Genomic DNA, 412 nt, shown 5'->3' on the forward strand with positions numbered 1-412 from the left:
TTCAATTTCTCATAGTAGTGGGCTTCTACTTCTTCATGTTCTAAGAAGAACTCATGTAATTTCTCGATGTCATATGCATACTCTCCACACAATACATCACCCCCTAATACATTCTCTACCTGGCCTTCTGCAAATCCTAAGTCTACCAATAAGTCTACCCAGTTATCATATTCTTTTCCATTGGAACATAAGTCCACACAAGCCGTATCTGCCCACCAGTCTACTCTCCGCGCCAAGCGCAAACTAATTCCACAGTTATCCCAACTGCCTTCGTCCATTTCTTCTGCTTCCACCCACGCTACTTTGTTCGTCAAACTTACCCGTATTTCATCATCTACTACTACCGTAGGAGGCGTAGCATCTTTTATCTCTATAAATTTATACCATTCACTCACATTCCAGCAACTGTCCG

The 412-nt window shown here is 42.2% G+C and carries 1 protein-coding gene; it reads right to left on the reverse strand.

What is annotated here, in order from left to right; translation table 11 throughout:
- The coding region (locus LVD47_RS23390) for a hypothetical protein (RefSeq protein ID WP_236981143.1) at positions 1–412 on the reverse strand (412 nt) is incomplete at both ends.

It is taken from the genome of Membranihabitans maritimus (assembly GCF_021729145.1).
GTDB lineage: Bacteria > Bacteroidota > Bacteroidia > Chitinophagales > Saprospiraceae > Membranihabitans > Membranihabitans maritimus.